Annotated in this window: 22 protein-coding genes; 13 read left to right on the top strand and 9 right to left on the bottom strand. The window is 65.0% G+C overall.

What is annotated here, in order from left to right; all coding sequences use genetic code 11:
* Nucleotides 1-33 precede the first annotated feature (33 nt).
* The 3 genes from ACVIHF_RS30470 (at nt 34) to ACVIHF_RS30460 (ending at nt 2,158) form a co-directional block, all read left to right on the top strand.
* Complete coding sequence (locus ACVIHF_RS30470; protein WP_456792997.1) at nt 34-1,269, top strand: pilus assembly protein TadG-related protein; 1,236 nt, start codon at nt 34-36, stop codon at nt 1,267-1,269.
* 65 nt (nt 1,270-1,334) lie between these two features.
* Nucleotides 1,335-1,784 (top strand): TadE/TadG family type IV pilus assembly protein, encoded by a 450-nt coding sequence (locus ACVIHF_RS30465; RefSeq protein WP_456778842.1) that lies wholly within the window; start codon nt 1,335-1,337, stop codon nt 1,782-1,784.
* A complete protein-coding gene (locus ACVIHF_RS30460) occupies nt 1,781-2,158 on the top strand; it encodes a TadE/TadG family type IV pilus assembly protein (RefSeq protein ID WP_225164603.1) in 378 nt (125 codons plus the stop codon). Before ACVIHF_RS30465 ends, ACVIHF_RS30460 begins: the two co-directional genes overlap by 4 nt.
* Before the next feature lie 171 nt (nt 2,159-2,329).
* Here the strand turns inward: ACVIHF_RS30460 and ACVIHF_RS30455 are convergent, their stop codons facing one another.
* Both ACVIHF_RS30455 and ACVIHF_RS30450 read right to left on the bottom strand, forming a co-directional pair.
* Complete coding sequence (locus tag ACVIHF_RS30455) at nt 2,330-2,707, bottom strand: response regulator (protein ID WP_016845302.1); 378 nt, start codon at nt 2,705-2,707, stop codon at nt 2,330-2,332.
* Between the two features lie 37 nt (nt 2,708-2,744).
* Nucleotides 2,745-3,611, bottom strand: a complete 867-nt coding sequence (locus ACVIHF_RS30450; RefSeq protein ID WP_456792996.1) for an MJ0042-type zinc finger domain-containing protein — start codon at nt 3,609-3,611, stop codon at nt 2,745-2,747.
* Between the two features lie 181 nt (nt 3,612-3,792).
* Here ACVIHF_RS30450 and ftsE point away from each other — a divergent pair, with 181 nt between their 5' ends.
* From ftsE to ACVIHF_RS30430, 4 genes are all read left to right on the top strand, one after another.
* On the top strand, nt 3,793-4,452 hold the full coding sequence (gene ftsE / locus ACVIHF_RS30445; protein ID WP_076865300.1) for a cell division ATP-binding protein FtsE: 660 nt from the start codon (nt 3,793-3,795) through the stop codon (nt 4,450-4,452).
* Nucleotides 4,445-5,416, top strand: coding sequence for a cell division protein FtsX (locus tag ACVIHF_RS30440; RefSeq protein WP_456778844.1), 972 nt, complete (start codon nt 4,445-4,447; stop codon nt 5,414-5,416). The genes ftsE and ACVIHF_RS30440 overlap by 8 nt, the downstream gene beginning before the upstream one ends.
* Before the next feature lie 163 nt (nt 5,417-5,579).
* Nucleotides 5,580-6,290 (top strand): ElyC/SanA/YdcF family protein, encoded by a 711-nt coding sequence (locus ACVIHF_RS30435; protein WP_438075177.1) that lies wholly within the window; start codon nt 5,580-5,582, stop codon nt 6,288-6,290.
* A 118-nt stretch (nt 6,291-6,408) separates the two neighbouring features.
* Nucleotides 6,409-7,176: a lysophospholipid acyltransferase family protein gene (locus ACVIHF_RS30430; RefSeq protein ID WP_456792995.1), complete on the top strand. Its 768-nt coding sequence runs from the start codon at nt 6,409-6,411 to the stop codon at nt 7,174-7,176.
* A 233-nt stretch (nt 7,177-7,409) separates the two neighbouring features.
* On the opposite strand, the gene ACVIHF_RS30425 is transcribed toward ACVIHF_RS30430, so the two are convergent.
* The 4 genes from ACVIHF_RS30425 to ACVIHF_RS30410 form a co-directional block, all read right to left on the bottom strand.
* The gene (locus tag ACVIHF_RS30425) at nt 7,410-8,633 is read right to left on the bottom strand and encodes an ABC transporter substrate-binding protein (protein WP_316398642.1); all 1,224 of its coding nucleotides are present in this window, start codon (nt 8,631-8,633) and stop codon (nt 7,410-7,412) included.
* Between the two features lie 161 nt (nt 8,634-8,794).
* Nucleotides 8,795-10,276, bottom strand: coding sequence for an aldehyde dehydrogenase (locus ACVIHF_RS30420; RefSeq protein WP_456778848.1), 1,482 nt, complete (start codon nt 10,274-10,276; stop codon nt 8,795-8,797).
* 107 nt (nt 10,277-10,383) lie between these two features.
* Nucleotides 10,384-10,854 carry a peroxiredoxin family protein gene (locus tag ACVIHF_RS30415; protein WP_456778849.1) on the bottom strand — a complete coding sequence of 157 codons (471 nt, stop codon included), beginning with the start codon at nt 10,852-10,854 and terminating at the stop codon, nt 10,384-10,386.
* 57 nt (nt 10,855-10,911) lie between these two features.
* A complete protein-coding gene (locus tag ACVIHF_RS30410; RefSeq protein WP_456778850.1) occupies nt 10,912-14,214 on the bottom strand; it encodes an efflux RND transporter permease subunit in 3,303 nt (1,100 codons plus the stop codon).
* 5 nt (nt 14,215-14,219) lie between these two features.
* Between ACVIHF_RS30410 and ACVIHF_RS30405 the strand changes: the two genes are divergently transcribed.
* Nucleotides 14,220-14,513, top strand: coding sequence for a hypothetical protein (locus tag ACVIHF_RS30405; RefSeq protein WP_168857839.1), 294 nt, complete (start codon nt 14,220-14,222; stop codon nt 14,511-14,513).
* A 17-nt stretch (nt 14,514-14,530) separates the two neighbouring features.
* On the opposite strand, the gene ACVIHF_RS30400 is transcribed toward ACVIHF_RS30405, so the two are convergent.
* A complete protein-coding gene (locus tag ACVIHF_RS30400) occupies nt 14,531-15,127 on the bottom strand; it encodes a gamma-glutamylcyclotransferase (protein WP_456792994.1) in 597 nt (198 codons plus the stop codon).
* Between the two features lie 153 nt (nt 15,128-15,280).
* Between ACVIHF_RS30400 and ACVIHF_RS30395 the strand changes: the two genes are divergently transcribed.
* The gene (locus tag ACVIHF_RS30395; RefSeq protein ID WP_456778851.1) at nt 15,281-16,468 is read left to right on the top strand and encodes a DUF2125 domain-containing protein; all 1,188 of its coding nucleotides are present in this window, start codon (nt 15,281-15,283) and stop codon (nt 16,466-16,468) included.
* Nucleotides 16,469-16,509: 41 nt separating this feature from the next.
* Here ACVIHF_RS30395 and ACVIHF_RS30390 read toward each other — a convergent pair whose 3' ends face one another.
* On the bottom strand, nt 16,510-16,827 hold the full coding sequence (locus ACVIHF_RS30390) for an antibiotic biosynthesis monooxygenase family protein (protein WP_456778852.1): 318 nt from the start codon (nt 16,825-16,827) through the stop codon (nt 16,510-16,512).
* A gap of 254 nt (nt 16,828-17,081) precedes the next feature.
* Between ACVIHF_RS30390 and ACVIHF_RS30385 the strand changes: the two genes are divergently transcribed.
* From ACVIHF_RS30385 to ACVIHF_RS30370, 4 genes are all read left to right on the top strand, one after another.
* Nucleotides 17,082-18,650: a hypothetical protein gene (locus ACVIHF_RS30385; protein WP_456778853.1), complete on the top strand. Its 1,569-nt coding sequence runs from the start codon at nt 17,082-17,084 to the stop codon at nt 18,648-18,650.
* Nucleotides 18,651-18,777: 127 nt separating this feature from the next.
* The gene (locus ACVIHF_RS30380; protein WP_310881271.1) at nt 18,778-19,287 is read left to right on the top strand and encodes a hypothetical protein; all 510 of its coding nucleotides are present in this window, start codon (nt 18,778-18,780) and stop codon (nt 19,285-19,287) included.
* 231 nt (nt 19,288-19,518) lie between these two features.
* Nucleotides 19,519-20,355 carry an IS5 family transposase gene (locus ACVIHF_RS30375; RefSeq protein WP_456779300.1) on the top strand — a complete coding sequence of 279 codons (837 nt, stop codon included), beginning with the start codon at nt 19,519-19,521 and terminating at the stop codon, nt 20,353-20,355.
* Nucleotides 20,356-20,521: 166 nt separating this feature from the next.
* On the top strand, nt 20,522-21,511 hold the full coding sequence (locus tag ACVIHF_RS30370; protein WP_456778854.1) for a Bug family tripartite tricarboxylate transporter substrate binding protein: 990 nt from the start codon (nt 20,522-20,524) through the stop codon (nt 21,509-21,511).
* 35 nt (nt 21,512-21,546) lie between these two features.
* Here ACVIHF_RS30370 and ACVIHF_RS30365 read toward each other — a convergent pair whose 3' ends face one another.
* The gene (locus tag ACVIHF_RS30365) at nt 21,547-22,398 is read right to left on the bottom strand and encodes a hypothetical protein (protein ID WP_456792993.1); all 852 of its coding nucleotides are present in this window, start codon (nt 22,396-22,398) and stop codon (nt 21,547-21,549) included.
* Nucleotides 22,399-22,427 lie beyond the last annotated feature (29 nt).

The raw sequence follows: 22,427 nt of genomic DNA, 5'->3' as shown, positions 1-22,427 counted from the left end.
GGTATTACTCGCCGGCACCAACATCAGACCAGCTTGGTTCGACAATTCGTTCGAGACCAGTCGGGCAGCTATGTGATCATTTCAGCGCTGCTCATGCCGGTCCTGGTCGGCACGGCAGGGCTCGGTACCGAAGTGGGATGGTGGTACTACAAACATAAGAACATGCAGAGTGCCGCCGACTCCGGCGCGGTGAGCGCCGCAACGGCGGCAAGTGCAGGCGCCGACCTTTTGTCCGAAGCCAATGCGGTCACGGCAAACTACGGTTACGCGAACGGGGCGAACAACGTCACGGTCACGGTGAATCAACCGCCGAAGACCGGCAGTCAGACGTCGAACCTGCAGGCGGTCGAAGTCATCGTGAGCCAACCGCAACAGCGGTTGCTATCAGCCTTGTTCGGCTCGGCCCCGGTGCCGGTCACCGCGCGCGCGGTCGCCCTGCCGAATTCCGGGACGGGCTGCGTGCTTGCGCTCAACGCCAGCGCCAGTCCCGCGGTCAACGTGAGCGGCGGCAACCAGCTCAACCTGATCAAGTGCAACCTTTACAGCAACTCGGGTGCAAGCCCATCGCTCAACGTGGCCGGCAGCGCGACGGTCGCCGCCAATCAGGTCGGCGTCGTCGGCGACGTCTCCGGCACCAGCAACATCACCGCCACCAACGGCGTCAAGACGCATGTGAAGCCAATGGCTGACCCGTATGCGAACGTCTCTCCGCCGTCGAAGCCGAGCTGCACGAACGCCAAGATTACGGTCAATTCCAACGGAAAGACGAATTCTCTCAGCCCCGGCTGCTACTCGGGCAGCATTACGGTGAACGCCGGCGCAACGCTGAACCTCGATCCGGGCATCTATTACCTGGACGGCTCGAACTTGAGCGTCGCGGGCAACGCCACCATCACGGGCAGCGGCGTGACCCTGGTCTTTACGGGCTCGGGAAGCAAGTGGGGCACGGCTTCGATCGGCAGCAACGCCATCGTCGATCTGACGGCGCCGACCTCCGGCTCCACGAAGGGCATCGTCATGTATGGCGACCGCAACATGCCGGCCGGGACTACCTTTAATCTCACGGGTGGTGCCACCCAGAACTTCGGCGGCGCCATCTACCTGCCGAAGGCCGACCTCAGCTTCGGCGGTGGTAACGGCACAAGCACATCATGCACCAAGATCATCGCGGACACGCTGACGTTCAGCGGCACGTCGAACCTTCAGGTCAATTGTTCGGCGCTCGGCACCGCGACGATAGGCACGCAAACCGCGCAACTCATCGAGTGAGGTTGGCCCCGATGCAAATCCAGAGATCCTCATCCAACAGCCGTGGTCGATTGGTTTTCTCTCTGATGCAGCTTGTACGCACCGCCGTTCACGACAGGGGCGGCGTCGCGGCCATCGAATTCGGCATCATGATCCCGTTGCTGTCCCTGATGGTCGTCTCGGTAACCGACATCGGACTCGCGCTCTATCGCAAGATGCAGGTCGAGAATGCCGCGCAGGCGGGAGCGCAATACGCCATCGTGCGCGGCTTTGACGAGACTGGCGTCACCAGCGCCGTAACAGCCGCCACGAATTCCACAGCCATCAATGCTTCGCCCAAGCCGTACCAGTTTTGCGGGTGCCCGACCAGTTCGGGGGTCAGCACCGTCAGTTGCGGTGCGGTCTGCCCCAGCGGCGCGCAGGCCGGAACATATGCCATGGTTTCGGCGCAAGGGACCTACTACACGCTGATCAATTATCAGATTGTGGCGGCCACCTACACCTATAGCGCCCAGTCCACTGCGAGGCTGCAGTGAAACTCACACCGCTATGGCGGGACAATCGAGGAGCCTCCGCGCTGGAATTCGCCCTGACCGCTCCCGTGTTCTTCCTGTTCATATTTGGCATCATCGAATTCGGACTGCTGTTCTGGACTCAGCTCGGGCTGCAGCACGGCACCGAAATGGCGGCGCGTTGCGCGACCGTCAACAGCACGCTCTGTCCAAGCGGCAGCGCCATCACGAATTACGCCGCGCAGCAGGCGTTCGGCCTCACGCTCCCGGCGCAGACATTCACCTATTCCACGTCAGCCTGCGGCAACGTGGTCAGCGCGAGTTATGCATTTCAATTTGCGCAATTTCTCAATCTGTCCCCGGTGACGCTGACCGCCCGGGCATGCTTTCCGAGTTGAGCTCGTAACCCTAGTTTCCCGAATCCGAAGTTTGCATCATTGGCCGCACCTTCGGGGCGAACTTCGGATTCGATAAGGACACTAGCAAACTTATGATTCTAGTGTGCTTTATGAATGCGAAGTTCGTGAAAGTGGCTGCCGCGAAATCGCACGAACTTCGCATTCAGCACACTAGCCGGCCTTCCGCGCCGCCAGCGCGTCCGCGACTGCGGTGCGGATATCGGCCACCGAGAACGGTTTCGTCACCACGTCATGCACGATCGCCTCGAGGCCGGAGGCGCGTTCGCGCTGATGGGCGAAGCCGGTCATCAGCAGGATCTTCAGCGCAGGGAAGTCGCGCGCCGCGGTCAGCGCCAGCGCGATGCCATCCATCACGGGCATCTGGATGTCGGTGAGCAGAAGGTCGAACGCGCCTTCGTCGCGCGTCAGCACCTCCAGCGCCTCGGCGCCGTCCTGCGCGGTCACGGTTTCGTGGCCGTCCATGGCGATGGCGCGCGCCACCAGCGAGCGCATCGAGTCTTCGTCGTCGGCGATCAGAACACGCGTCATGGTGATTGGTCGGTTCCCGATGGAGTTGGCCGGCGGCTCACGCGCGGCCGCCGGTGAGATCACGCTTGTTGAAGAAGCGTACGTCGATATTGCGGCCTTCGGGCGGCGGCGAGGCGAGGCGCGACTTGAAGAAGGCCCGCTCGCCGGGATTGAGCACCGGCTGCTCCAGCACGGCGTTCCAGGCATAGATTTCGGCGCCCTGGGCGTCGCGGACCGAGAAGCGCAGCCGAGGCAATTCGACCGGCTTCCTGGTCTGGCCGACGATCATGCCCTCGATCACCAGCACCGGCTTGCCGTCCACGGTCTCGTTGGTGATCTTGAGATCCTTGAAGGCGAGCCCGCGCAAATTCACGTCGAGCCCGGCCATCTTGTAGAACAGCGCGGTCTGCGGCAGCAGCCGCACCACATCGTTGCGCCAGACGAACAGCGCGATGATCAGCGCGGCCATGGCGCCGCAGGTGGTCGGCAGGGTGCCGATCACCGGCATGAACGGAATTCGGGGCAGGGCGGGCAGGCGGAATAGGCGGGGAAACCGGGGCAGGCGGAAGCGGCCCCTGGTTCCCGCGTCCCCGGCGTCGGCATGGGCCGCGGCATCCGCCTCGGCCAGCGCCGGCCATTCCGTGGCGGCGTCGCTGCCCTCGGCGGGCAAATCGGCCGAAATCGAGGGGCTCTCGACCATCGGGGTCGCGTCAGCCTCCTCCCGGCCCATGGCCTCCCATTCGGCGGCGAGGTCGGATCCGGCGGACTGATAGGCCAGAGTGGGCGCGGTCGCCCCGATGGCGTCCTCCGGCCGGGCCAGCCAGACCTCCCGGCAGCGGGAACAACGGACAGTACGTCCGGCCTCGCCAAGGGTGGCCGGATTGATGGCGTAGGATGTTGTACAATGCGGGCAAACAATATGCATGGAGGCCGAATCTCCACCGTGTGGATGCCCGGATGCTACTTAGCGACCGTTAACGAATCGGAAACCATAACCGAAGCACAAGCTTTCTGTGCGGTTCGCGGGCGCTCGGCCGGGGTTCGGGCCGTCTTCGCCGTCGGTGTGGGGTATTGGGCCATCGGCCCTCTCGAACGGAGCTAGCGCATTGGTTCGGTTCGAAAATGTCGGTCTGCGCTACGGGCTCGGCCCGGAGATTTTGCGCGACCTCTCGTTCATGATCCCGGCGCACTCGTTCCAGTTCCTCACCGGGCCGTCGGGCGCGGGCAAGACCTCGCTGCTGCGGCTGTTGTTCCTGTCGTTGCGGCCGACCCGCGGGCTGGTCAATCTGTTCGGCAAGGACGTCTCGCTGCTGAGCAAGGATCAGATCGCGGACCTGCGCAAGCGGATCGGCATCGTGCTGCAGGATTTTCGCCTGCTCGATCACATGACCACCTATGAGAACGTCGCGCTGCCGTTCCGCGTGATGGGCCGCGAGGAATCGAGCTATCGCCGCGAGGTGATCGATCTCTTGAAATGGGTCGGCCTCGGCGAGCGCATGGATGCGCTGCCGCCGATCCTGTCGGGCGGCGAGAAGCAGCGCGCCGCGATCGCGCGCGCGGTGATCTCGCGGCCGCAACTGCTGTTGGCGGACGAGCCGACCGGCAGCGTCGATCCGACGCTCGGGCGCCGCCTGCTGCGGCTGTTCATCGAGCTCAACAAATCCGGCACCGCGGTCATCATAGCGACCCACGACATCACGCTGATGGATCAATACGAGGCGAGGCGGCTGGTGCTGCATCAGGGACGGCTGCACATCTATGAATAGAGGCGGCGACGAGAAAGTATCGTTGGTCGATCTCGGGCGCGAACGCCCGCAGGTCCCGGCCACCGCGCGCAACATGTCGCCGATTGTGCCGCGTGCCTCGATCTCGGGCCGTGCGCTGGTCGCGGTCGTCGCGATCATGACCTTCCTCGCCTCGCTGACGACAGGCACCGTGCTGCTGGTCAGCGCGTCAGCCGCCGAATGGCAGTCGGAAGTATCGAGCGAGATCACCATCCAGGTGCGCCCCTCGCCGGGCCGCGACCTCGATCGCGACGCGCAGGCCGCGGTGGACGCGATGCGGGCGCAGCCCGGCATTCTCGAGGTCCGTCCGTTCAGCAGGGAGGAATCCGCCAAGCTGCTGGAGCCGTGGCTCGGCAGCGGGCTCTCGATCGACGAACTGCCGGTGCCGCGCGTCATCGTGGCGCGGGTGCAGCCCGGCACCACGCTCGATCTCGCCGGCTTACGCGCGCGGGTGACGCAGGCGGCGCCGACCGCAAGCGTCGACGATCACCGCGCCTGGATCGAGCGCATGCGCTCGATGACCGGCGCCACGACGTTCGCCGGCGTCGGCATCCTCATCCTCGTGATCATCGCAACCATCATCTCGGTGTCGTTCGCGACCCGCGGCGCGATGGCCGCCAACCGCCCGATCGTCGAGGTGCTGCATTTCGTCGGCGCCGGCGACAGCTTCATCGCCAACCGCTTCCTGCGGCATTTCCTTCGGCTCGGCCTCGAAGGCGGGCTGATCGGCGGCGGTGCGGCGATGTTGGCGTTCGGCTTCTCCGAGTCGATCGCCAACTGGTTCTCCGGCACGCCGGTAGGCGACCAGTTCGCGGCCCTGCTCGGCACGTTCTCGCTGCGCCCGTCCGGCTATCTGGTGCTGGCGATGCAGGCAGTGCTGATCGCGGCGATCACCGCGTGGGCATCGCGCCGCACCCTGTTTGCCACGCTCGATGACATCGACTGACGGCGCCGCGAAACTCGAAATCACGGCGCCGCCTCGTGATTGCATTTCGTCGCCCAAGTGTGAATTCGCGCGCATGCACGCGGCCCTGGTCCCGGGGAAAACCGGTTTCCACTTTTCCGGATCATGCTTTAAAATCGCCCGGGGGGAAGGATAACCGCATCACATGAGTTTGCAGTCCGACGATACGTCGCCGAATGGCTTTGCCGCGCGCCCGCGCGGCTGGCTGCGCGCCGTCATCGTCGCGCCGCTGGCGCTTGCCTTCGTCGCCGCGGCGGTCGGCTTTGTCGGCTTCCTCTCGCAATTGCGCGGCGTCGAGACCGACCCGCCACAAAATGCCGACGGCATCGTGGTGCTGACCGGCGGCTCGTCGCGGGTGTCCGACGCCATGGAACTGTTGGCTGCCGGCTACGGCAAGCGTTTGCTGATCTCGGGCGTGCATCCGACCAACGACGCCAGCGACATTTCCCGCTCTGTGCCGGACAGCAAGGGGCTGATGAGCTGCTGCGTCGATCTCGACCGCTCGGCGCTGAACACCCGCAGCAACGCGGCGGAGACGCGGCGCTGGGCGCGCGAGCGCGGCTTCAAGTCGCTGATCGTCGTGACCTCGAACTACCATATGCCGCGGGCGATCGTGGAACTGTCACATGCGATGCCCGACGTGACGCTGATCCCGTTCGCCGTGGTCGGCGACAAATGGCGCGATGAGCCGTGGTGGACGAGTGGCGCGACGTTCCGTCTCTTGCTATCGGAATACGCCAAATATGTCGCCGCGGAGATGCGGGTGCGGCTGGCCGGTCTCGGCCTCGACCTGACCTCCGATCTCGCCGAGCCGGCTGCCGCGCCGCGCCGCCCGGCGACGGCGCTGGCGAATTGATGTATCAGGCACCGTCATTCCGGAATGGTGCGCCAGCACCATATCCGGAATCTCGAGATTCCGGGTTCGCTTCGCGCCCCGGAATGACTGATGATTTCACAGAGGATAGTCGTTGAGCATGACTTCGATCTTCCTGCGCTCGCTGATCTTCAACGTGCTGTTCTATCTCGTGCTGGTGGCGATCTGCATCATCGCGCTGCCGGCGCTGCTGCTGCCGCGGGGGGCGTTGATGGCGCTTGAAGCCGCGTGGGCCAACATCAGCCTGTTCCTGATGCGCGTGATCTGCAACATCAGGATCGAGTTTCGCGGGATCGAGAAGATTCCGAGCGGGCCGCTGGTGGTCGCCTCGAAGCACCAGTCGTTCTGGGAGACCTTCGCGCTGGTGCGCTTCTTCGAGCATCCGCTGTTCATCCTGAAGCGCGAGCTGATGATGATCCCGGTGTTCGGCTGGTACCTCAAGAAGGTCGGCATGATCTCGGTCGAGCGCGGCGGCGGCCCGCGCTCGCTGATCAAGACGCTGAAGCGCGCAGCGGCCGAGGTGAAGCTCGGCCGCCAACTTGTGATCTTTCCCGAGGGCACCCGCACCGCGCCCGGTGCCGCGCCGAACTACAAGGCCGGCGTCGCGCAGATCTATGCCGAGAGCGGCGTGCCGTGCCTGCCGATCGCGCTCAATTCCGGGCTGTTCTGGCCGCGCCGCACCTTCATGCGCTATCCGGGGACGCTGGTGGTCGAATTCCTCGATCCGCTGCCGCCGGGATTGCCGCGCGACGAGTTCATGGCTCGCCTGCGCGACCAGATCGAAACCGCCACCACCCGCATCATCGAGGCCGGCCGCGCCGAGCAGGCGAAATTGTTCGGCGGTGTGCCGAACGCGGCGAAAGGGTAGGGCGCAGCACAAGCCCTGGTGCGGTTGCTGCCGGGAATTTCGTGCCCGCGGTTTCGTCGGTCCCTTCAGAAATCGTCATGCCCGGGCTTGTCCCGGGCATCCTCGTTTTTGGTTCGGCCTGAAGCAAGACGGTGGATGGCCGGGCACAGGCAAGCCGAAGCGATGCCGTCCTTCGGGCGGCTGCCCGGCTCATGACGATGCGGAGAGTTACCGTATCGCGAAAGGCGTCGCCATCACTGACCGGCCGCCGCGTCGGTGTTGAAGGTCTCGCCTTGCGGCACCCAACTCTTGCCGTCGAACGTTGCGATCTGCATCTGCGTGAACGGCGCATAGCGGTCCGGCCGCGTCGAGATAGCGATGCCGGGCAGCAGCAACGGCGCAACCACCTTGTTGAGGTTGGTTGCCTGCTTCAGCAAATTCTCGCGCGTCAGATCATCGCCGCACATCTCGATGACCTTCACCGTCATATAGGCCGAGATGTAGCCGGTGACGTTGCTGCCGTCGGCGATGTCGCCTTGCGGGTACCACTTTGCCAGGAACTCCTTGAACTCCTTCACGTCGGCCGCGCTCTCCCAGGTGGGATCGGTCGGCGTCTTGAACGCGAGCGCGGTCAACAATCCCTTCGAAGCTTCGATGCCGGCCGGCTCCATGACGCCCTTGATCGATGAGGAGACGCTGACCACGTAGTTCAGCGGTTTCCATCCGAGCTCGTAGACCTTGCGTATAGCCTGCGCGCCGAACTTGGGCGTCGCCATCGTGAACAGCGTGTCGGCGCCGGAGGCTTTCAGGGAGACGATCTGCGAATCGACCGTCGGATCGGAAACCTCGTAGGTCACTTCCTTCACGATCATCGTCTTCGCCTTGTCGCCGAGGCCATCCTTCAGCCCCTTGACGTAATCCTTTCCGGCATCATCGTTCTGGGAGAACACGCCGAGCTTCGCGTCGGGCTTGTTCTTCAACAGATATTTGGCGAAGATCATGCCCTCCATCTGGTAGGGTGGATAAAGCTGGGTGGTCCACGGGAAGTTCTTCGGGTCGTCCCATTTTGCCGCGCCCGTCGAAATGAAGATCTGCGGGACCTTCTTCTGGTTCAGATACTTCTGGATCGCTGAATTGGTCGGTGTGCCGATGGTACCGATGATTGCCAGCACCTCGTCCTGTTCGACGAGGCGTCGCGTCTGCTCCACGGTCTTCGGCGGCGAATAGGCGTCGTCCAGTGAAATCAGCTTGATCTTTCGGCCGTTCACGCCGCCCTTCGCGTTGATCATCGCGTAGTAGGCCTCTTCGAGACGCCCCTGGGTGCCGTAGGCGGACGCCGGGCCGCTATAGGGCATGGTCTGGCCGATCTTCACCTCGGTATCGGTGACACCGGGGCCGTATTTCTTGTCGGCGAGGGCAGGTTGGGCGGTGGCGAGCATCAGCGCGCAGAACACTGCGCGTGAGTAACGAAACGTCATGGCGAATCTCCCCAAGTATCGGCCACGCTCTTCGGCGTGTGCCGTGGGGCTGATGATCGCTGCTCCACCCTGCACGTCAAGTGCGACAGCTCGGCGCGCGGGTGCCGTCGTACCGCTGTCCGTCCGGGAGCGGTGAAGCAAGCGATGTCAGTGCGGAAAACTCACCGCATCACGAACGGATTGGCCGGCACGTCCGTCGCGGTCGAGATCCAGACGCTCTTGGTCTCCTGATATTCGCGGACCGCGTCGATGCCGCTTTCGCGGCCGACGCCGGAGTGCTTCATGCCGCCGAACGGCATCATGTAGCTGATGGCCCGGTAGGTGTTCACCCACACGGTGCCGGCGCGCAGTTGCTTCGGCACGCGGATGGCGCGCGCGAGATCCTTGGTCCAGATCCCGGCGGCAAGGCCGTAGATCGTGTCGTTGGCGATCCGGATGGCATCCTCCTCGGTGTCGAAGGAGATGATCGACAGCACCGGCCCGAACACCTCCTCGCGCGCGATCCGCATGGTGTTGTCGACGTCGGTGAAGATGGTCGGCTCGACGAACTGGCCGCCCTTGATGCCGTCGCCGGAGGCCGGCTTGCCGCCGAGCAGGCAGCGCGCGCCCTCGGCTTTCGCGATGTCGATATAGTCGAGCACCTTCTTGTACTGCGCCGGCGTCGTGATCGGGCCGACATTGGTGTCTGACTGCATGGGATCGCCGATCTTGGCGGACTTTGCCAGCTCCAGCACCCGCGCGACGAACTTCTCCTTGATCGAGCTCTGCACCAGAAGGCGCGATCCAGCGATGCAGGTCTGCCCCGTGGCGGCGAAGATGCCGGAGATCGCGCCGGCCGCGGCGGCGGTGAGGTCGGCGTCCTCGAACACGATGTTGGGCGACTTGCCGCCGAGCTCGAGCGAGACGCGCTTCAGGCTCTTGGCCGCGGTCTCGTAGACCTTTGCGCCGGTCGTGTCCGATCCGGTGAAGGTGATCTTGGCGACGCCCGGATGGGCGATCAGCGCGGAGCCGGCCTCGGGACCGAAGCCGGTCACCACGTTGAAGATGCCGTCGGGAATTCCGGCCTCCTTGGTCAGCGCGGCGAATTCCAGCGTGCTGGCCGAGGTGAATTCCGACGGCTTGACGACCACGGCGCAACCGGCGGCGAGCGCGGCGGCGCATTTCCAGGCGACGAACAGCAGCGGCGAATTCCAGGCGGTCAGCGCCGCGACGACGCCGACCGGCTCATGGGTCGTGTAGGCGAAGGTCTCCGCCTTGTCGATCGGCACCAGGCCGCCCTCGAGCTTGTCGACGAGCCCGCCGAAATACCACCACCACTCCGGATGGTAGCGCAGCTGGCCGAGCATCTCGGCCATCAGCTTGCCGTTGTCGCGCACCTCGATCTCGGCAAGGCGCTCGGCATTGGCCGCGACGAGGTCGCCGAGCTTGCGCATCACCTTGCCGCGCGCGGAGGCCGTCATCTTCGCCCAGGGGCCGCGCCACATCGCCTCATTGGCGGCCTTCACCGCCTTGTCGGCGTCGGCGGCGGTGCCGCGCGGAATCTTTGCCCAGGCCTCGCCGCGATAGGGATCGATGCTGTCGAACCATTCGCCATTGGCGGGGTCGACATACTGGCCGTTGATGTAAAGCTGATAGGTTTTCATGACATCCTCCCGCAAGGCGATGGTTCTGGTTGGCGGAACGCTATCACGCATTGCGCGACGCCGTCATAACGCAGTCGCGTGAGCCGGGTTGCAGCCGGGGCGGGCCGCTATCGGCCATGCGGCGCGGCAAGCTCGGCCGCGATGATCGCGCCGAGCGCCATGTCGCTCTGCTGTCCGAAGCCATGATGCACGATGTTGCCGTCGCGGCCGATCAGGATGCTGGTCGGCGTTCCCTGCATGCCGTAGCGCTGCATGGTGACCGGGATCGGCGTGCCTTCGCCGGCCTCGTCGACGCCGATCGGGAAGGTCAGCCGGTACTCGTGGATGAAGGCTTCCAGCGACACCTCCGTCATCGCCGCGTGGTGCTCGAATACGGTGTGCAGCCCGATCACCTGCAGGTCGGAATGCTTGAACAGCTCGAACGCGCGCTGGGTCTGCGGCGTGCCGTGCGCGACGCAGCCGGGGCACAGCATCTGGAACGCGTGCAGCAGGACCGGCCGGCCGCGCAGCCCAGCCAGGGTCAGCGACTCGCTGGTGTTGAACCAGCGCGACGCGGCGATATCAGGTGCGAGAGTCACAGATCGGTTCCTTGCGTCCGCTCACGGCGCAAGGTTGGCAACATCGATACCGGTCTGTCAACGACCGGCGGCGCTTGATGCCGCTGCCCGGCGTGCGCGGCGCGCGGCGCGGCGGCGCTGGGTCCACAGCCTCGCGCGGTCGAGATAGAGATAGACCACCGGCGTCGTGTAGAGCGTCAGGATCTGGCTCAGGATCAACCCGCCGAAGATCGCGATGCCAAGCGGCTGACGCAGCTCGCTGCCTTCGCCGAGACCGATCATCAGCGGCACCGCGCCGAACAAGGCGGCGAGGGTCGTCATCATGATCGGGCGGAACCGCATCAGGCAGGCTTCGTAGATCGCATCGCGCGACGACAGCCCGCGCTGGCGCTCGGCATCGAGCGCGAAGTCGATCATCATGATGGCGTTCTTCTTCACGATGCCGACCAAGAGGATCACCCCGATCATGCCGATGACGTCGAAATCGGTGTGCGACAGCATCAAGGCCGCCACCGCGCCGACGCCTGCCGAGGGCAAAGTGGAGAGGATGGTCAGCGGGTGGATGTAGCTCTCGTAGAGCATGCCGAGCGAGATGTAGATCGTCGCCAGCGCGGCGAGGATCAGGAACAGCTCGTTCGCCAGCGCCTGCTGGAAGATTTTCGCGGAGCCCGCAAACCCGCCGGAAATGCCCGCGGGCATGCCGAGCGCGTGCATCGCGTTCTCGATCGTGGTGGTGGCCGTGCTCAGCGAGACGCCCGGCGGCAGGTTGAACGAGATGGTGCTGGAGACCAGGAGATCCTGATGATTGACGGAGAGCGGCGTCTCGCCGTGCTCGAAGCGCGCGACGCTCGACAGCGGGATCATGGTCTCCGCGCTGGTGGAGACCGCGGTACCGGTCGAGGCGACGCCCTTGCCGGTGGCACCGATCGAATTGGTGGCCTGGTTGCGCACCACATTGGCGGCGACCGCGCTGACCGAGCTTTTTTGCGAGGACGAGGCCACCGTGCCAGCCACCGCATTGGTGCTCTGCGTGCCGCTCGCCGAGCCGCCCGAGGTCGAGATATAGACCTCCTTCAGGGTTTGCGGGTCCTGCGAGAAGCGCGGCGCGACCTCCATGATCACATGATACTGGTTGCGCGCGACGAAGATGGTCGAGACCTGGCGCTGCCCGAACGCGTCATAGAGCGTGTTGTCGAGCTGGCTGACCGTGATGCCGAGCCGGGAGGCGGCGTCGCGATCGATGATCAGATTGGCTTGCAGCGCCTTGTTCTGCTGGTCGCTGTTGACGTCGGCGAGCGTCGGCTCCTTCTGCAATGCCGCGACGAGCTTTGGTGTCCACTCGTTCAGCTCCTCGAAGGTCGAGCCCTTCAGCGTGTACTGGTACGCCGCGTTGCCCGAGCGCCCGCCGGCGCCGAGGTCGCCGATCGATTGCAGGAACAGCGTGGCGCCCGCGACGCTTGCCAGCGGTCCGCGCAGCCGCTCGATCACCTTGTCGGCGCGCAGCCGGCGCTCGTCCATCGGCTTCAGCGAGGCGAACACGGTGCCGGTGTTGGTGCCGCCGGGACCGACGCCGCCGCCGCCGGTGAAGCCGACCGCGGTGTCGACCGCCGGATCCGACTTCACGATGTCGATGAACTGGGTCAGCTTCTGCTGCATCAGCTGGAACGAGGTGCTCTGGTCGGCCTGGATCGAGCCGACCAGCAATCCGGTGTCCTGCTGCGGCACGAAGCCCTTGGGCACCACCTTGTAGAGATGGAAGTTCAAATAGAGCGTCGAGCCGAGGATCAGCATCACCAGGAGCGGATGGCGCAGCGCGAGTCCGAGCGTCGCGCGGTAGCCGTTCAGCATCAGCTCGAAGATGCGCTCGCTGATCCGGTAGATCCGGCCGTGCGGCCGGCCCTCCTCCTTGCGCAGCAGCACCGCGCACATCATCGGCGTCGTGGTCAGCGAGACCACCAGCGAGATCACGATCGCGATCGTGATGGTCATGGCGAATTCGCGGAACAGGCGGCCGACCAGCCCGCCCATCAGCAGGATCGGCACGAACACCGCGATCAGCGACACGCTCATCGACAGCACCGTGAAGCCGACCTCGCGGGTGCCGACCAGCGTGGCCTCGAGCCGCGACAGCCCGGCGTCCATGTGGCGGGTGATGTTCTCCAGCACCACGATGGCGTCGTCGACCACGAAGCCGGTCGCCACCGTCAGCGCCATCAGCGAGAAGATGTCGAGCGTGTAGCCGAGCAAATACATCACGGCGAAGGTCGCGATCAGCGACACGCCGACCGCCACCACCGGGACCAGCGTCGCCCGCGCATTGCGCAGGAAGGCGAACACCACCAGGATCACCAGGGCCACCGCGATCAACAGCGTGATCTCGACGTCGTGCAGCGAGGCCCGGATCGTCTTCGAGCGGTCCATCGCGAGGGTGATGTCGACCGCGGGCGAGACCGAGGCCTTCAGCTGCGGCATCAGCCCTTTCACGGTGTCGACCATCTTGATGATGTTGGCGCCCGGCTGCCGGTACACGATCATCACGACGGCCGGCTTGCCGTTGGAAAGGCCGAGCGTGCGCACATTCTCGACGGAATCGATCACGTCGCCGACATCGGTCAGGCGCACCGCCGCGCCGTTGCGGTAGGCGACGACCAGCGGCCTGTAGTCGGCCGCCTTGCGGGCCTGGTCGTTGGCGTAGATCTGGTAGCGCTGGTTGCCGACGTCGATGCCGCCCTTCGGGCTGTGCGCATTGGCGCTACTGAGCGCGGCGCGGACGTCCTCGAGCCCGATGCCGTATTTGTACAGCGCCGGCGGGATCAGCTCGACGCGCACCGCCGGCAGCGAGCCGCCGCCGACCGAGACTTCGCCGACGCCTTCGACCTGCGACAGCTTCTGCGCCAGCACGGTGGAGGCGGCGTCATAGAGCTCGGCCGGCGTCAACGTGTCCGAGGTCAAGGTGTAGATCAGGATCGGCGCCGAGGCCGGGTTGAACTTGCGGTAGGTCGGATTGGCGCGCAGATTGGTCGGCAGGTCGGCGCGCGCCGCGTTGATCGCCGCCTGCACGTCGCGCGCGGCGCCGTTGATGTCGCGGTCGATGTCGAACTGCAGCGTGATGCGCGCGGAGCCGAGCGAGGACACCGACGTCATTTCGGTGACGCTGGCGATCTGGCCGAGATGGCGCTCGAGCGGGCTTGCCACCGTGGAGGCGACGTCGGCCGGGCTGGCGCCGGGCAGCGTCGCCTGCACCATGATGGTCGGGATGTCGACGTCGGGCAGCGGCGACACCGGCAGCTTGAAGAACGCAATGATGCCCGCCACCACGAGGCCAAGCGACAGCAGCGTGGTGCCGACCGGCCGTCGGACAAAGGGGGCGGAGAGGTTCATCGAATTTGCGAGCGCTGTTTGCGGATCAGCTTCTATCCGTCCGCGCCGCGATGCAAAAGCCTAAATGTCACAGGGCGCCGCCATACCGCCGCCGCGATTTGCCGGATGCACCGCGCCGCACACCGAAAAACGCGGATCTGGCAACAACCCGTTTACAAAGGCTGATCGATGATGGTGGCGAAGCGCAGTCGCAAGCACTGCGCAAAGGCCAAATGAAGAAGCTCAAGGCATTCCGCAAGTCGCCGGATAGTCCGCTCGGCGAGGTCGTTAAACGACGGCTGGCCAAGCGAACTAAGTAGAGCCTCGCGACGCAGCCTTACGCATCCCGGGCATCCTGCAGCGGGTGACGCGCCGCGTGGGCATCATGCAGCATCGTCGCTAGCTGGTGCAGCTGCGTGTCGCGAAAGCCCTGCTTCTCGATCGAGGCCACTGTCGAGAGCACATAGTCGCGGTTGTTGCCGGAGCGGCCGTGGCCCTGCAGCACCAGCCGCTGCTGCTCGGCGAGCGACAGCCGCCCGGCATATTGCACATGGCCGCGATCGACCACATAGGCCAGCGCAGAGATGCGCTCGCGCGCCGCATTCTCCAGCCACACCGAGCGCATCACCTCGCGATAGACGTTGGTGGTCTGCTCGCGTCCGCGCAAATAGGCGATGGTGTCGTGGCGCAGGCGGGCGGCGACGCGGAACGCGATGCCGCGGCAGGCGCCGCCGCGGTCGAGCCCGAGCACCAGGCCCGGCTTCTCCGGCGTGCCGCGGTGGTCGAACGAATAAACGCAGAGCGCGCGATGCTCGCCGATCAGCCGCGCCGGCACCTGTTCCAGGAACTCGAAGCCCGGCTTCCACATCAGTGAGCCATAGCCGAACACCCAGAGGTCGCCGTCGGTTTCGGAATGGGGAGGATTTGCTGACATCGCGCTGATGGGCTAGCAGAACGGGCCGTCGAAGCGAAGCGGATTCCGTGATGTTTCCAAGGCTTGCTGAAGGCTCGCTCAAAGGTTGCTCGGGGCTTGTTCAAGGCCCGCGGCCGCTTAGATTTTGACAAATTCGCCCGCCAAAGGACCTGCATGTCGGATCAGACCTCCGCCCCCCGCCGCCGCTCGCGCTTCGGCCTTTATGCCGTCCCCGTCGCGGTCCTGATCGCCGCGGTCGCATGGAGCGGCTTCTGGTTCTTCGCCGCCTCGCAGGTCGGCGTGCAGGCCGATGCCTGGCGCGCGCAGGAGGCGAAGGCCGGACGGGTCTACGATTGCGGCGACCGTTCGGTGGCGGGCTACCCGTTCCGGTTCGAAGTCCGCTGCACCGATCCGAGCGTGATGCTGGTCTCGCAGACCGCCGCGCCGCAGATGGCGTTCGTGGCGCGGCTCGCCGAGATCCTGGTCGTGGCGCAGGTCTACGATCCCAAGCTCGTGATCGCGGAGTTCAAGGGACCGGCCACGATCGCCGAGCGCGGCGCGCAGCCGACGCTGTCGGTGAGCTGGAGCAAGGCACGCAGCAGCGTGGTCGGCCTGCCGGCGCCGCCGCAGCGCGCCTCGCTGGTGTTCGACGATCTCGCCATCGACCGCACCGGCGGCGCGGCGCCGGCGCCGCTGGCGCGGGTCAATCACATCGAGCTGCACGGCAGGCAGGTCGATGGCTCGGCGCCGGACAGTCCGGCGATCGAGGCCGTGCTGCAGATTGCCGGCGGCACCTTGCAGGAGGTGCATCCGCTGCTCGCCCAGCCGTTCAACGCCGACATCCATGCGCGGCTCAATGGCCTGAAGGATTTCTCGCCGAAACCCTGGCCGGATCGCTTCCGCGAGATCCAGGCCGCCGGCGGCAGCGTCGAGATCCAGCAGTCGCGGATCGAGCAGGGCGATGTGCTGTCGGTCGCGGCCGGCACGCTGCGCCTCAACGCGCAGGGGCGCATCGAGGGCGAATTGCAGATGACGGTCGCCGGCCTCGAGCGCGTCATCCCCGCGCTCGGCATCGACAAGATGCTGGAGGAGGGCGTGCCGCAGTCAACGCTTGATCGCGTCGCGCCCGGCGTGAAGAGCCAGGACCTCAGCAATCTCTTCGGCGCGCTGGATCGCGCCATCCCCGGCCTCGGCAAGGTGATCAAGCAGAACGCCAATGCCGGCATTTCCGCCGGCATCAATTCGCTCGGCACTGAGGCTATCCTCGAAGGCAAGAAGGCGCGCAGCTTCCCGCTGCGCTTCGCCGACGGCGCGGTGTTCTTGGGGCCGCTGAAAGTCGCGCAGATTCCGCCGCTGTTCTGAGCCGCGGCGGATTGCGCTGGCGCGAGCTCGCCCACGTACTGTCAGGCGTGCTCAAACGGGCCGATCTCGCGGATCACCTTGCAGATCTGCAGGAAGCCGCTGGCGTAGAACTCGGCATGTCCTCGCCTCATGGTTTCAACATGGTCGGGATGATTGCGCCAGGCTTCGAGCGCCTCCTCCGAAGCAAAGCGAAACAGGGTGAGCTCCTCGCCATCCGCCGCCCTGAATGATTTCACCGACAGGAATCCCGGAAGGCGGCTGACAATGTCGTACATGCGTTCGCCGAGCCGGTTGTATTCGTCGAGCGGGGCGTTCTCCCGTAACTTCAAGTCTCCAACGACAATGACTTCACCGATCATGTTGCAGTCCTCCGTCGATCCAATGTCCGTGGCAGGTTGAAAACCTTCGCCCGAACACAATTCGAAATCGCGGCCGGTGTTGTTACGCCTCCACCCAGGGCGTTCCTCGCGCGCGATATCGTCCGTCGCGGCAATCTATTCCCGCCGCCGCGATGAGAAAAACGTGACCGGAATAATGCGCCCCGGCGCGAATATCACTCCCCGAGTACCGCTCTCTCTCGCCTGAGGAAGCAACCTCGTGTGGAGGAGAAGCGATGCGAATTCTCGGGGGAATTCTGCTCGGCAGCATGCTGCTGTCGGCAGGTCCGGCGTTGGCGGAGGACGATGCGTCCGAGCTGCGTGCGCTGAAGGCACGGCTCAAGCAGCTCGAGCAGAAAATGGAGACGCAGGCGCGCAAGGAGGAGGCGCTGGCCGCAAGACAGAACGCAATTCAGAACGCGCAGATGACGGCGAAGGCGCCGGTGCCGTTCGATCCCTGCGCATCGGGCAAGCTCTGCTACAAGGGCGTCACCTTCACCTTCGGCGGCTGGGTCGATCTCACCGGCATCTATCGCAGCCGCAACCTCGCCTCCGATTCGGGCTCGGTCTACAACTTCATCCCGTTCCCGCAGAGCAAGAACTACAACACCGGCGAGTCGCGCTTCACCGCGCGCCAGACCCGCTTCTCGGTGCTCGCCGAAGCCAACGCCACGGAGAACATTCACGTCGCCGGCTATGGCGAGCTCGATTTCGAGGGCGCGGCGCAGACCGCCAATTCGGTCGCGACCAATTCGTTCAATCCGCGGCTGCGGCAGGCCAGCATCGAGATCGACCGCAGCGATCTCGGCTTGCATGTCCTCGCCGGCCAATCATGGTCGCTGAACACGCCGAGCAAGGCGGGCATCGATCCGCGAGGCGCCGATACGCCGGGCGTGATCGATTTCGAACTGGTGCCGGGCTTCCTCGGCGCGCGTCAACCGGGCGTCCGGGTCTGGCAGGACATCGGGCCGGAGTTCAAGCTCGCGGTCTCGGCGGAGAACCCGCAGACATCCTTTTTCGGCGGCAACAACCCGCTGGTCGGCACGCCGGCGGTTGGCCCGCAGGGCGTGCTCAATCCGAATCTGCTGGTCAATCTCACCGGTCCGGGCGGCAGCTTCTTCAACAGCCTGAACAATGTCAGCCTCAACCACGTTCCGGATTTCACCGTGAAGGGCGCGTGGGATCCGCGGCTCGGGCCCTACAAGCTGCATGTCGAGGCGTGGGCGCTCTACCGCGACTTCTATGATCGCTTCAACTTCGCCAATCACGACGTCAACACGGTCAGCTTCGGCGGCCACCTCTCGGCCGAGATCGTGCCGAAGCTGCTCGAGGTGCAGGCCTCCGCCTCCTACGGTGCGCTGGGCCGCTTCACCGCAACGCCATTCCCGGATGCAACCGTGCGCCAGGACGGATCGATCCAGCCGCTGCCGATCACGGCCTTCCTGGTCGGCTCGGTCTGGCACACGACGCCGTCGCTCGATCTCTACGCCTATGCCGGGCTCGAAAAGACCACGGCGACCTTCTCCAATGTCGGCACGGTGCCGTTCGGCTACGGCAATCCGCTCTACAACAACCTCGGCTGCAACATCGAGAACTCGCCGGCCGCGACCTGCAACGGCAACACTTCGGAGGTGAGGCAGTACACCGCGGGCTTCTACGACACGATCTTCAAGGGCTCCTACGGCACCATCAAGGCCGGCGCGCAATATTCCTACACCCAGCGCTTCGCCTTCCAGGGTGTTGGCGGCGCGCCGAAGACCGACGACCACATCGTCATGACCCAGATCCGCTACTACCCGTTCTAGGGCGCGACGAGATCAGGTTGAGCTGGAGCGACAACGGCAGTTCACCTCTCCCCGGTGGGGAGAGGTGAATCGAGTTCGCGGTGCCGTCTCAGTCTAGATTCATCACCAGTGATGAAGGAGAGGTCAGATGAGGATCGTGACCAGACCGAAGCAGAGGGCCGTGATCGCGCGCGAATTGATGATGGTCAGCCGCGCCGCGCATGTGCTGCAGCGAACTGGCCTCGCGATGGCCGGTGCCATGGCCGGCACCTTCGTCGCCGCCCAGCTCGCCAAGGGCCATGTCGCTGTCTTCGGCACGCTGATCTTCATCGCTACGACGATCGTGATCGGCGCCGCCGGCTTCTATCTCGGAATCGATATTCCCAAGCCCGCGATGCGCGGCACGGGTCGCATCGATGCCGTCGAACTGATGAGCGCGGGCGGCATCTTCCTCGCCGCGCTGGCTGCGCTGGTGTCGGTCTACGGCATCGTGTTCGACGAGATTCCGCCGCGCGCCTGGGAGTTCGTGATCGGCTCGTGGTGGTTCGGCGGCGGCGTCATGCTGGCGACCGCCGGCCTCGTCGGCCGTCAGCGGCCGGCGCAGAAGGCCGCCGCGCTATCGGCGGGGCCGATCCGGGATCAACGGCTGCGGCGGTGAGCGCCGTCGCGATTCGAACGATCGCCCTCTCACTCCGTCACCCTGAGGTGGCCGCCTCTTCGGCGGCCCTCGAAGGGCGGCGGCCCGGCTGCGGCCGTGCATCCTTCGAGGCTCGCGTAGCGGCGAAGTTGCGCCGCTGTGCTCGCACCTTAGAGCCTGACTGAAAAATGGGTGAGTGATCTCAGTGGGGTGTGATTCCATCGGATTTGCAAAGATTCGAGGGAGAGCACGATGCCCTGGACCAAGATCACTCGGGAGCAATATCGGCGGGACGATCTGCGTTATGCAAGCGATATGACCGATGCGGAGTGGGCGCTGATCAGACGCCTGTTGCCGCGAGCGAACCGGCGCGGCCGGCCGCGTAAGACGGAGCTGCGTCGTGTGATCGAAGCGATCCTCTATATCGTTTCGACCGGCTGCCAGTGGCGGGCGTTGCCGCAGGAGTTCCCGCCCTATTCGACGGTGCAGGGCTATTTTTATAGATGGCGGGATACAGGCCGGTGGCAGAGGATTGTCAGCGTGCTTGTCCGACGGGCGCGAAAAAAGCTTGGACGGACACCGAAGCCGACGGCAGCCGTGATCGACAGTCAAAGTGCGCCGACCACGCAAGCTGGCGGACCGCGCGGCTACGATGCAGGCAAGCGCATCTACGGCCGCAAGCGGCATATCGTGACGGATACCAATGGCCTCCTCCTCGGGGTTCATGTTCATCCGGCCAACGTTCAGGACTGCCATGGCGCCGTACCGCTGCTGAAGAACGTGCGGATGAACTTCCCCCGGCTGCGCCACGTCTTTGCCGACCGGGTCTACCGCGGAAATCAACTCCTCGACGCGCTCTCAGACTGCGGTCCATGGACTGTCGAGATCGTCGAGCGGCCTCAAGGCGTCAAAGGCTTCCAGCTTCTGCCGAAGCGGTGGGTGGTTGAACGCACATTCGCTTGGTTCGGCAGATGCCGCCGCCTCGCCAAGGACTTCGAGGCGACGGTGGCAACCGAAGCTGCCTGGCTGCTGATTGCACACATCAGGCTCCTGACCCGCAGACTCGCGGCTGCAGCTAAGGTTGGGTGATTTATGAGTCAGACTCTTAGGATGACGGGGCTGACACCATTGCGCGCCTTGCCTCGATCAATGCGTCGCAGCCTTCCGCTGCCACATTTCCCCGCTGCGCCAATCTGTCCCGTAGCTGCGATCGGCCGATGCGATACCCTCACCAAAAAATCGGGGAGGGACTTCAATGCCAGCGAAATTCAGTCGCCGTCACGTCATCGCTGCCGGAGCGGCGGCCGCCGCGATGCCCTTCCTGCCGCGCGGCGCCTCGGCGCAAGCCGCCTGGCCCTCGCGGCAAATCCGCATGATCTGCAGCTATCCCGCCGGCGGGCAGACCGATCTTTTGGCGCGGGCCTTCGGCGAATTCATCGCAAGGCAAGTCGGGCAAACCGTCGTCATCGAGAACAAGGCGGGTGCCTCGGGCTCGATCGGCGCCGCCGAGGTGGCGCGCGCCGCGCCTGACGGTCACACCATCCTGTGCTCGATCTCGACCACTTACGTGATGAACCGCGCGATGATGAAGAACCCCGGCTACGACATGGACAAGGATCTGACGCTGGTCAGCGTGATCCCGGGCGCCGGGCTGCTGCTGGTCGCGAGCCCGAAATTGGGCGTCAAGACACTGGCGGAATTCGTCGCCTATGCGCGCAGTAGCGGCAAGGTGAATTTCGGCACCTACAGCGCGGGCTCCGCGCCGCACATGACGATCAACGAGCTCAACAAGCAGTATGGCCTCACCATCGAGCCGATCCACTATCGCGGCGAGGCACCGATGTGGACCGGGCTCGCGGAAGGCACGCTCGATGTCGCGATGGGCAGCTACACCGCCGCGCAAACCGTCCTGCAGAGCAACCGGGGTGTCGCGTTCGCCGTGCATTCGAAGAAGGTCGACGCGATTCCCGAGATCACGACGCTGCCCGAGCAGGGCGCGACGTCGAAGTTCTTCACCGTGAGCGGCTTCTCGGGCTGGGCGCTGCCGAAGGCGACGCCGCAGCCGATCGTCGATCGGCTGTCGGAGATTTGCGTCGCCGCCAATAGCGATCCGAAGGTGAAGGAGGTGCTCGCGACCTTCGTGCTGGAGCCCGCGATCGGCTTCAAGGACAGCAATGCGCTGTATCAGCGCGAATTGCCGGTCTGGATGGAGGCCGCGCAGTCACTCGGCCTGCCGCCGGCTTGAAGCGATCCGGAACTGAAGGATGGCTGGATCGGCGGTCACCATTCGTCGTAGAACCACTCCCTCGGAATTCGAGGCCGCGCTCTTGCGTAGGGCGGGATAGACGTCCGCTCGGGCTTGCGCGCGGCCGGAGCCGGCTGTGCCGGAGGCGGTGACGCCTTCGGCTCGGAAACCTTCGCGAGCGCCCGTTTCATTTCTTCCTGGCTCGCCTTGAGTTCCTCAATGGCCTTGGAGCTCTCGCGGGCCATCTGTTGCTGGTTCGCCTTTAGTTGCTCAATATTTCGCTCAACATTCGCGAGGTCGCGCGCGATCGTTTGCAACAGCTGCGTCTGATCGGGCAGGGCTGTGTTGGCTGTCGGCGCGGCGTCCTGCGGTGGTGCGGTCTGAGCCGACGGCGTCGCTTGGGGCGGAGCGGCGTCTGCCGCGGCGACCTGAACGGCAGGTGGAGCGGACTGCGCCGGAAGCTGCGGATCATCGGGCGGCGATGATGGAGTTGAAACGAGCTGCGGCGCCCAACGAGCGACAAGCAGCTTGGCTTCCCCGCCATATGACGATTGCAAAGCCAGGGCAGCGACCACGATACATGCTGCCGCCGACAAGGCGGTGAGCGCTCGGAATACCGGTCTTCCGGGCGGCGATTGCGAGCCAGGTACGGAAGAAGCAGGGCTCGGCCCGGAAGAAGCAGGGTTAGGTCCGACCGAGGGCGGGTTTGGCTGCGCCGAAGGGGGAGACGCGGCATCGCGCTCCATTCTCGCGAGCTGTTCACTCAAGCGCGTGAGTTCTTCATCGGCGCGCGCAATCTGCTTTTGGGCTTCCGCGAGTCTTTCGTCGGCGCGCGCGCTCGGGCTATCGTTCGATCCAACTGGGTTCGGAGTGGGCGTGGAGTTCATTGACGTTTCCCTTTCCGTCCAATGTCACC

The sequence above is a fragment of the Bradyrhizobium sp. USDA 4506 genome (assembly GCF_054058795.1).
This window is presented reverse-complemented; position numbering and strand designations above follow the sequence as displayed.